At 38.7% G+C, this 10419-nt stretch carries 6 protein-coding genes; 4 read left to right on the forward strand and 2 right to left on the reverse strand.

Features of this window, described 5'->3' with window-relative positions; translation table 11 throughout:
• Nucleotide 1: 1 nt before the first annotated feature.
• Both Q0M21_RS03300 and Q0M21_RS03305 read right to left on the reverse strand, forming a co-directional pair.
• Nucleotides 2–1624: a RagB/SusD family nutrient uptake outer membrane protein gene (locus tag Q0M21_RS03300; RefSeq protein WP_295334698.1), complete on the reverse strand. Its 1623-nt coding sequence runs from the start codon at nt 1622–1624 to the stop codon at nt 2–4.
• A gap of 9 nt (nt 1625–1633) precedes the next feature.
• Nucleotides 1634–4633, reverse strand: a complete 3000-nt coding sequence (locus Q0M21_RS03305; RefSeq protein ID WP_295334701.1) for a SusC/RagA family TonB-linked outer membrane protein — start codon at nt 4631–4633, stop codon at nt 1634–1636.
• Between the two features lie 228 nt (nt 4634–4861).
• Here Q0M21_RS03305 and Q0M21_RS03310 point away from each other — a divergent pair, with 228 nt between their 5' ends.
• From Q0M21_RS03310 to Q0M21_RS03325, 4 genes are all read left to right on the forward strand, one after another.
• A complete protein-coding gene (locus tag Q0M21_RS03310) occupies nt 4862–5881 on the forward strand; it encodes a LacI family DNA-binding transcriptional regulator (RefSeq protein WP_295334704.1) in 1020 nt (339 codons plus the stop codon).
• 181 nt (nt 5882–6062) lie between these two features.
• Nucleotides 6063–7412: an MFS transporter gene (locus tag Q0M21_RS03315; protein WP_295334707.1), complete on the forward strand. Its 1350-nt coding sequence runs from the start codon at nt 6063–6065 to the stop codon at nt 7410–7412.
• Complete coding sequence (gene pgmB / locus Q0M21_RS03320; protein WP_295334710.1) at nt 7412–8065, forward strand: beta-phosphoglucomutase; 654 nt, start codon at nt 7412–7414, stop codon at nt 8063–8065. Before Q0M21_RS03315 ends, pgmB begins: the two co-directional genes overlap by 1 nt.
• Nucleotides 8066–8099: 34 nt before the next feature.
• A complete protein-coding gene (locus Q0M21_RS03325) occupies nt 8100–10385 on the forward strand; it encodes a glycoside hydrolase family 65 protein (RefSeq protein WP_295334713.1) in 2286 nt (761 codons plus the stop codon).
• The last annotated feature ends 34 nt before the right edge of the window (nt 10386–10419 follow it).

Raw genomic sequence — 10419 nt, forward strand, 5'->3', positions numbered from 1 at the left:
ATTAATACCCCGTATTTTGTGTCAAATTAGGATTTGCTGCCAACGCTAAAGTTGGAATAGGATATACATTTAAATTTGATGAGATAGAAACACCACTCGCTGCATTTCCTTTCCATGCCCAGTTGTATGTTCCACCGGCATACTTTCCGAAACGAATCAAATCTTGTCTTCGGTGAGCCTCCCAATGCAATTCACGAGCGCGCTCATCCAAGATAAAGTCCAATGTCACTTGTGAAGCACTCACATTAGCAAAACTATCCCCGTTAGCTCGGAAACGCAATGCGTTGATGTAATCTAAAGACTGTTGAGAAGCATTTGCAGTTCCACTTCCGTTAGTTGCACCATCTTTTCTCATTTGAGCTTCAGCATACATTAAGTAAACATCCGCCAAACGGAACAGTGGAAAATCTGTATCTACAAAAGTTGAGTTAGAGCCTGTGATTCCTGTAGAAGAAACATTAGAATACTTAGTCAAAATGTATCCTTGATTTCTGTTAGAAATATCTTGAATTTCTAAAGATCTAGGACCTCCTCCAAGGATTGTTTTTCTGGCATCATAATCAAAATCAACACCGTTGAATTTCTCAACAAATTGTTTTCTCAAACGAATAGCTCCACCCCAGCCGCCGGCACCAACACCGAGAGCGGTACCATTTTGCTCTAATGAACCTACTGATCCATTAATCATAACCGTAGTTGGACCATAATTTTGAGTAATCTCTCCATCAGATTGGATAGCAAAAATCATTTCAGTAGAAGTATCATTATCTGCTTTGAAATTGTCCAAATAATTGTTCTCTAAAACATAACCTCCGGCAATAATTGCCTCACATTGAGTCATACAATCTTGGTATCTGTTTTGACCGATGTAAACCTCGGCATTCAAATACATTTTAGCCAAAATCATTCTGGCAAAAGCCTGATCCAATCGTCCTGCCTCATTAGTTCTTGGTGCTTTTAGTTCAGGTATAAGAGTGGTTAACTCCGTCTCCAAGTACTGAAACAACTCTTGACGGTTGTATTCCTCCCCGGCAATGGCTACAGGTTGGTTTTCAGTATTAAAAGCCGCTTTTCCGAACAAGTCCATCAAATGATAGTAGGCTAGAGCTCTCAAGGCTTTAATCTCACTTCTGTATTCAACAATTTTTGACAAAAGTGAGGCATCTGTAACACCTCTCGAAGAAAGTTTTTCAGGAGTGGTTTGTCTTAAGTACTCGTTACAAAGTGCTACTTGGAACATGGCGCGACTGAACATCCCTCTGATGATAGGATTACCGGCAGTCCAAATATTTCTTTGAAGTTCTCTCACACCTCCATCTCCCTCATAACTCCAAACAGCCTCGTCTGTAGTGAGGTTTTGCAAGTACCACAAACAACGTCCATACTGACTGGTTCCGGCGTCAATACCTCCAATGTTCGAGGATTCAGGACCACTGGTTCCGGTAAGTGACAAATTACCGTATACACCTGCTAATCCTTTTTGATAAGCATCTTCTGTAAAGAAAAACTCTTCAGAAAGAAACACATTCGGATTTTCAGGTTCGATTTCTAAATCACTTTCACATGATGTAAACACCAAGGAAGCGAAAAGGAAATAAACTAGATTGAACTTAATTTTTTTCATAGTCATTTTTTAAAATTTTAAATTAGCTCCAAATAAAAACTGTCTTTGTCTAGGATAAATAGTATTATCCAATCCGCCATTAATTTCAGGATCTAATCCGGAATATTTGGTAATGATAAAGGCATTTTGAACACCTGTAAATAATCTCAAAGAAGCTTTTCCGTCTAACCAATTCGGGAAAGTATATCCTAAGGTAATATTGTCCATTCTTAAGAAAGAACCGTTTTCAACATAAATATCAGACAAGGCAATAGTACCACCGTTGTTGGCGAATTCTGTATCGTTGAAAGCCGTAGGAATGTTAGAAAGTTGTCCGTCATTGTTAGTTGCGAAGTTAGAATATGCTCTAACCGCATTAACTTGATTCAAAATTCTGTTTCCGATACTGGCTCTTAAGAAGAATGAGAAATCAAAATTCTTGTAGTTCATGTTAGAAGAGAAACCGAAAACAGCATCAGGATCGGGATTTTTGTAGATGTATCTGTCGTTTTCATTTACAATTCCGTCACCGTTCAAGTCGGCAAAAGCACCATCTAACGGTGTTCCGTCAGTATTGTACAATTGTTTGTAAACGTAGAAAGAATCAGGTGTAAATCCAACTTTTCTGATTTGAGATGTCCCACCAAAACCTAGACCGGTAGAACCTGTAAGCTGCTCCGTTGCACCTCCTGGAAGAGATTCAATTCTTCTTTCAAATTTAGCAGCATTAAAATTAACATTCCAGTTGAAGGTATCCGTTTTAAGCACATCCGCATTCAAATTCAACTCAATCCCTTTGGTAGAAAAACTTCCTCCGTTAGCCGGGCCTTGGTTTCCAAAGTTACTACCATCTGCATAAGGTGTTTCATTAAAGAATAAATCTTCCGTTAATTTGTAAAAGGCATCAACACTTCCTGAGATTCTTCCTGAGAATAAGCCGTAATCAAAACCTACGTTGTAAGAAGTGGTCTCTTCCCATTTCAAATTAGGATTGTAGGATTGTGGCACACCCACTTGATAAGCCACGCCACCTAAACTGTACTGTGAATTTGGCAAACCTGTAGTATATCTCGGCAAATAAAAATCCCCAACAGGAATAGCTTGCTGTCCTGAAATCCCCCAACCTAATCTCAATTTCAAATCAGAAATTAACTTACTGTCTTTAAAGAAATCTTCATTAATTTTCCAAGCAAAAGCTGCAGAAGGGAAGTTACCCCAACGGTTTTCTTCAGCGAAACGCGATGTTCCATCACGACGCATAGCTAGAGTTAGTAAATATTTATCTTTGAAACTTAGGTTAGTTCTGGCAAAATAACCAATCAAAACTTCATCCGGACTGGCAGGAAAACTCTCTACAGAGGTAGGATTATTAATGTTTCCGCTTCTGTAACCATAGTATTCAAATTTTTGATAAGAATAACCGGCAGTTGCTTCAACATTAGTGTTGCCGAATTTTTTGTTGTACACAAAATAGGCATCCAAAAGTTTATTTCTTCGAGTATCTTCATCAAAAATATTAGTACCGATAAAGGCGTCGTTCAAAATCTCACTGGAACCGATACCTTCTGTTCCTTTTCGTATTCTTCTTTCACCATTTGACTCATCAAATCCTAAATTAACCACCGCTCTCAAAGCAGGGAAGAAATGGAATTTATAATCGATTTCAAAATTTCCTAAAAATCTATTATTGATTCCTCTATCGTTAGTTTGCAATAAATCAGCAACCGGGTTTCTTGGAGATTGAGCCGCTAAGCCGGTTGGAATAGTTGAACTCTCATATTCAAAGAAACCACTGAAGTTTCCTCCGAAAGGATTATAAACCGGTTTGGTAGGATCAAATCTGATGGCAGTTCCTTCAACTGCATTGGCAAATCTGTTTCTTTCGTTAGAGAAGAAAGCAGAGACATTTAATTTTAAATGATCATCAAAAAATTTCGGATTTAAAGCTACCGAAATATTATTTCTTGTAAACTGATTGGTCAATCTTAAACCTTCTTGGTAAGTATTACCTATTGTCAATTTTGCCGGAATACGATTGAACAATTGCCCTCTCACAGAAATATTATTATCTACAAAATCAGTTCTTCTGTAGATAGCTTCTTGCCAATCAGTATTGTAAATTTGTTGTGCTTCGTTGATAGCCGTTGTCGGATCATCTGTAATGTTAGGATTAACCAAACCTAACTCAGCAAAACGAGTTGGATGATATTGCTGAATAAAAGCAGTATATTGTGAAGAATTCATAATATCCAACTTATTAGCAATCTTCCCTGAACCATATTGAAAATTGTAATCCACTGATAGCTTTTTCCCTCCCCTTTTGGTAGTAATTATAATTACCCCATTCGCAGCTCTTGCGCCATAGATGGCAGAAGCCGAAGCATCTTTCAGCACGTTGAAACTTTCTATATCATTTGGATTCAAAGAGGCTAATACTGAAGTAGCACCAACATTAGAGTCGTTAGTAACCGGTAACCCGTCAATAACAATCAACGGATCATTAGAGGCACTTAGAGAAGATCCTCCACGAATTCTGATTTGCGAACCACTTCCCGGCGCACCACCTCCTGTGTTAATGGTAAGCCCTGCTACTCTTCCTGACAACAAATTCTCGGCAGTAACGTTAGCTCCTTTATTGAACTCTTTTGCGGTAATCGCAGTTACAGACCCCGTAGCATCTTTTTTCTTTACGGATCCATACCCTACTTGCACCACTACTTCTTGTAGTTGGTTGGCGCTTTCCACCAAACTGATGCTGACTGTTTTTTGCCCGGAAAAAGTAATCGTTTGAGAATCATACCCTACATAAGAAAAGACTACTTTGTCTCCGCTTTTAAGGCCTCCCAACTGAAACTTTCCGTCAAAATCCGTCGATGCGCTATTGTTAGCGCCTTGGACAATTACATTTACTCCCGGTAATGGTTGGTTGGTTTGACTGTCCAAAACCACTCCACTCAAAGTACTCTGTGCCAGAACACCAAAAGGAAGCAAAAGGAATAAAAATAACAACTTTTTGTAAATTGTTTTCATACGTTTTGTTTAGGTTAAAATTGAATTTTTTGTGCTTATACTTATACTTCGAATGTTAAATTTATGCAAAAAATTCAATCTCCGGAATAAACGCTTGTTAAATCCGACTCGAAAACGTTTTCGTGTTGAAAACTTTTCCATTATTCCATATTTTTAAGTACAAAATTGACAGAATTAAAAATAACCTCTATCTTTATTCAGAAAACAGTATTTACCTCCTTCAAAACGATGAAAAGAAAAGTTACGCTTAAACAAATAGCCAAAGAACTCGATGTATCTATTTCTACAGTATCCAAATCACTGCGAAACAGTTTGGAAATAAGCGAAGACACCCGCCAAAAAGTTCAGGCGTTTGCCAAATTATACAACTATAAGCCTAACAATATTGCTTTAAGTTTAAAAAACAAAAAAACAAAAACCATTTGCATCATCATCCCCGAGATTATTCATCATTTTTTCGCCACAGTGATTAGCGGTGTAGAAAATGTAGCCAATGAAAACGGGTACAATGTTTTAGTATGCCTTTCCGACGAATCGTTCGATAAAGAAGTTATCAATATGGAAATGTTGGCTAACGGTAGTATAGACGGTTTCATCATGTCATTGTCCAAAGAAACACAATTAAAAAAAGATTTTCACCACATAACAGAGGTCATCAACCAAGGAATGCCGGTAGTCATGTTTGACCGAATTACTAATGAGATATTATGTGACAAAGTCATTATTGACGATAGCTTAGCCGCATTCAATGCTACACAATACTTCATCGACAAAGGCTTCAAAAAAATTGCCTTAATCTCAACTGTAGACTACGTGAGCGTAGGAAAATTGAGAACCGAAGGCTACATAAAAGCTTTAAAAAACAACGACATCAAGGTCGATGAAAACTTAATTTTAAAAATCGAAGACACTGAAAACTTCGAAGACAGCATTGCTGCTCTTTTAACAAACAATTCTATTGACGCCATATTTGCAGTGAACGAATTGTTTGCGGTTACCGCAATCAAAGTAGCCAACAAATTAGGCAAAAAAGTGCCGGATGACATTTCAGTTATCGGATTTACCGATGGTATTATCTCTAAATATTCCTCTCCAAGTATTACAACTGTCAGCCAGAATGGTGTAAAAATGGGCGGAAAAGCGGCTAAAATGTTAATTGAAAGATTGGAAGCCGAAGAAGAAGACGAAGAACAATACAGAACAGAAGTAATCGAAACCGAATTAGTCGAAAGAGAATCCACCCGATAGTTTTTATCAACAAAAAACGTTTGCGCTGGTACATCAACTCATTTTTTCGGAGCGAAATAATCACATTATAAATTCTTTATTATCTTTACCGCAATTATCAAAGCTTATACTTTACTTCGAAAAAAATTAAAGTTTTGATAAGCAAAGCGCTTATCGTATTACAAACCAACATATTACGATAATGGAAAAGCGTAAATTAGGTTTCTGGGAAATTTGGAACATGAGTTTCGGTTTCCTAGGGATACAGATGGGTTTTGCCCTCCAAAATGCTAACGCCAGCAGAATTCTCCAAATTTTCGGTGCCGATGTACACGAATTATCATGGTTCTGGATTATAGCCCCTTTGATGGGATTGATAGTTCAACCTTTAATAGGTCATTACAGCGACAATACTTGGGGAAGATTCGGCAGAAGAAAACCTTATTTTTTAACGGGTGCCTTATTGGCTTCAATAGGGTTGGTATTGATGCCGCAAGCGGAAATTTTCATTGCTTTCATGCCGGCCTTGTGGGTTGGCGCCGGAATGTTAATGATTATGGATGCTTCATTCAATATTGCCATGGAACCTTTCCGAGCCTTGGTGGGAGACAATTTGAGAGCAGACCAACACACCTTAGGTTTTAGTGTTCAAACCGCATTAATCGGTATTGGCGCAGTAGTGGGCTCTTGGTTGCCATACGTATTAAACGAATGGTTCGGCATCAGTAACTTACCAACCGAGGAATCTGGCATCCCGGACAATTTAATTTATTCTTTTATCATTGGCGCTTTAGTGTTGATTGGGACCATTCTGATTACGGTAGTAACTACGAAAGAATACTCCCCTGAAGAGCTGGCTCAATTTCGAGATGAAAAAGAACATTTAGAAGCCATGGGCGAGGAGAAAGAATCCAAGCTCTCTGATATTTTCAGCGACTTTGCCAAAATGCCTGCAACCATGCGTCAACTGAGCTGGGTGCAATTCTTCTCTTGGTTCGGATTATTCGGAATGTGGGTATTCACTACACCTGCCATAGCCCAACACATTTACGGCTTATCGGTTAGTGATACGAAAAGCCCCGAGTTTCAATCGGCAGGCGACTGGGTAGGCATCATTTTCGGAGTCTACAATTTTGTTTCTGCTATTGTGGCCTTTCTTCTCCCTTACATAGCCAAACAAATCGGCAGAAGAAAAACCCATGCCCTATCATTGGTTTTAGGCGGAATCGGTTTGATTTCTATGTATTTTATGCCTAACAAAGAAGCTTTAATCATTTCAATGGTATTAGTTGGCTTTGCTTGGGCCAGTATTTTAGCCATGCCTTACGCGATTCTGGCCGGTTCCATTCACCCTAAAAAAATGGGAGTATATATGGGAATATTCAATTTTTTCATCGTTATCCCACAAATCATCAACGCTTTAATCGGTGGTCCGTTAGTAAAATATGTTTACGGCGACCACGCTATCTATGCCTTAGTTATGAGTGGCGTGAGCTTCCTTATTGCAGCCTATTTAGCCCTTAAAGTAAAAGACAGTAAAGACATCAATTAATGACAAAAAAAGCATTCATATTCGACCTCGACGGCGTAATCGTTGACACCGCTAAATACCATTTTTTAGCGTGGCAAAAATTAGCACAAGAATTGGGCATCGAATTTACCCCCGAACACAACGAAGAATTAAAAGGAGTCAGCCGCGTTCGTTCTCTTGACATCATCTTGGCCTTAGGTAACATTGAAGCCTCTCAAGAAGACAAAAACAAATGGCTCATCCAAAAAAACGAAGACTACTTATCCTACTTGGTCGATATGGACGAAAGCGAAATATTGCCCGGAGTGGTCACCGTACTCGAATTTATCAAAGAAAAACAACAACTTATCGCCTTAGGCTCGGCTAGCAAAAATGCCCGACCTATTCTTGAAAAAACAGGAATTCTGCACTTTTTTGATGCGATTGTTGACGGAAATGATGTCTCTAATGCCAAACCTGATCCGGAAGTTTTTCTCAGAGCTGCGCAATTACTAAACGTGTCCAACGAAAACGCCATCGTTTTTGAAGACAGCGTAGCAGGCATTCAAGCCGCTAACATCGCGAACATGATTAGTGTTGGCATAGGTGATGCCACTATTTTACACGAAGCAAAGTATAATTTTAAAGATTTTACGTTTATGGATTTAGACTTCATCGAAGGTCTTATAAACTAAAATCGAATGATAAAAGGACAATAAAAAAATTACAATGAACCAAGATTATATCAAACCAGACAACTGGTCGATTATTGAAGAAGGATTTGATTTAGACCGCGTAAAATCGTCGGAAAGTTTATTCAGCATCGGTAACGGAGCCATGGGGCAACGTGCCAATTTTGAAGAATTCTATTCCGGAAAAACCTTCCAAGGGAGCTACATTGCCGGTATTTATTATCCGGACAAGACCAAAGTGGGTTGGTGGAAAAACGGCTATCCGGAATATTTCGCTAAAGTATTGAATGCGCCGAACTGGATTGGTATTTTAGTAGAAATCAACGGCGAAACGCTCGATTTAGCGTCTTGTAAAGTATCCGACTTTAAACGCGAACTGAACATGAAAGAAGGTTGGTACCATCGTTCGTTCACCGCATTCTTAAATAACGGTATCGAAATCGACGTTAATGTTAGAAGATTTTTGTCTTTAGACATCGATGAGTTAGGTGTCATCAAATACGAAATCACCCCGAAAAACCAAGATGCCACCATCGTTTTCAAACCCTATTTAGATGCCGGAGTACACAATGAAGATGCCAACTGGGAAGAGAAATTTTGGGAACCGTTACAAACCCAACACGATACCAATGAAGCTTTTGTAGTAGCGCGCACCTTTAAAACTCATTTTGAAGTCGCCACTTTCATGCACAACAGCATTTTCCTCAACAACGAAAATCAAAATGCCGAACCGGAGTTTACCGATACTACTTCTGATAAAGTGATTTTTACCTACGAACAATTGGTATCAAAAGGACAAACCATCGCCTTACAAAAATTGGGAGGTTATACGGTTTCGATGAATCATGCTTCGACCAACTTAATTTCGGCGGCCCAAAAAGTAATCCAACAAGGATTAGCTTTAGGATATGATAGTTTGTTGCAAAACCAAATAGACGCTTGGGCGAAAATTTGGGAAATGAGCGACATCACTATCGAAGGCGACGTGAAAGCACAACAAGGCATTCGCTTCAATATTTTCCAATTGAACCAAACGTACTTAGGTAAAGATTCACGCCTAAATATCGGTCCAAAAGGATTTACCGGAGAAAAATACGGCGGTTCTACTTATTGGGATACCGAAGCCTATTGCATTCCGTTTTACATGGCAACTAAAGACCAACAAGTCGCTCGAAATTTATTGGCCTATCGCTACAATCAGTTGGATAAAGCCATCGAAAATGCAGCTAAATTAGGCTTTAAAAATGGTGCCGCTTTGTATCCAATGGTAACCATGAATGGCGAAGAATGTCACAATGAATGGGAAATTACCTTTGAAGAAATTCACCGAAACGGCGCTATCGCTTTTGCCATTTTCAATTACTACCGATTCACCGGAGATTACAGCTATATCCCGGAAAAAGGTTTGGAAGTCCTAATTGGTATTGCCCGTTTTTGGCACCAAAGAGCGACCTTCTCTACCTATAGAAATCAATATGTGATTTTAGGCGTTACCGGTCCGAATGAATACGAAAACAACGTCAACAATAATTTCTACACCAATTATATTGCCAAATGGTGTATCGATTACACCATCGAACAAATCCAAAAAGTAAAACAAGAATACGCTTCTGATTACTCCAGAATCATGAGCAAAGTCAACTTAGACCAAGCCGAAATTCTGCACTGGAAAAAAGTGGCCGACCACATGTATTTCCCTTATTCAGAAGAACACGGCGTGTACTTGCAACAGGACGGTTTCTTGGACAAAGAGTTAGTGAAAGTACACGATTTAGACAAATCGCAACGACCAATCAACCAAAAATGGTCTTGGGATCGAATCTTGCGTTCGCCATACATCAAACAAGCCGATACACTGCAAGGTTTCTATTTCTTTGAAGATCATTTCAGTAAAGAACAATTGGAGAAACACTTCGATTTTTACGAGCCTTTTACAGTTCATGAAAGTTCGTTATCGCCATGTGTGCATTCAATTCAAGCCGCTGTTTTAGGCCGAATGGAACAAGCTTACACTTTCTATTTAAGAACTTCGCGTTTGGACTTAGACGATTACAACAAAGAAGTGGAAGAAGGTTTACACATTACTTCAATGGCGGGAACTTGGATGAGTATCGTAGAAGGTTTTGGTGGAATGCGCGTTAGAAATAACCAATTGCATTTTGAACCAAAAATTCCAGCACAATGGAAAGGCTATTCTTTCAAAGTAAATTTCAGAAATGCCATTGTAAAAGTTGAAGTAAAACAAGAAGGAACAAATGTTTCCATTGAAGGAAATGCTGATGTTGACGTTTTTGTAAATGGAGAATCGCAATTAATTAAATAGTAAGACATGAAGAAATATTTTGTTTCAGTATTAG

This window comes from Flavobacterium sp., from assembly GCF_024710485.1.
Taxonomy (GTDB): Bacteria; Bacteroidota; Bacteroidia; order Flavobacteriales; family Flavobacteriaceae; genus Flavobacterium.

Coding starts and splice junctions, on each gene's coding strand:
- Q0M21_RS03300 (WP_295334698.1), bottom strand. CDS start 1,624: ATGAAAAAAATTAAGTTCAATCTAGTTTATTTCCTTTTCGCTTCCTTG.
- Q0M21_RS03305 (WP_295334701.1), bottom strand. CDS start 4,633: ATGAAAACAATTTACAAAAAGTTGTTATTTTTATTCCTTTTGCTTCCT.
- Q0M21_RS03310 (WP_295334704.1), top strand. CDS start 4,862: ATGAAAAGAAAAGTTACGCTTAAACAAATAGCCAAAGAACTCGATGTA.
- Q0M21_RS03315 (WP_295334707.1), top strand. CDS start 6,063: ATGGAAAAGCGTAAATTAGGTTTCTGGGAAATTTGGAACATGAGTTTC.
- pgmB (WP_295334710.1), top strand. CDS start 7,412: ATGACAAAAAAAGCATTCATATTCGACCTCGACGGCGTAATCGTTGAC.
- Q0M21_RS03325 (WP_295334713.1), top strand. CDS start 8,100: ATGAACCAAGATTATATCAAACCAGACAACTGGTCGATTATTGAAGAA.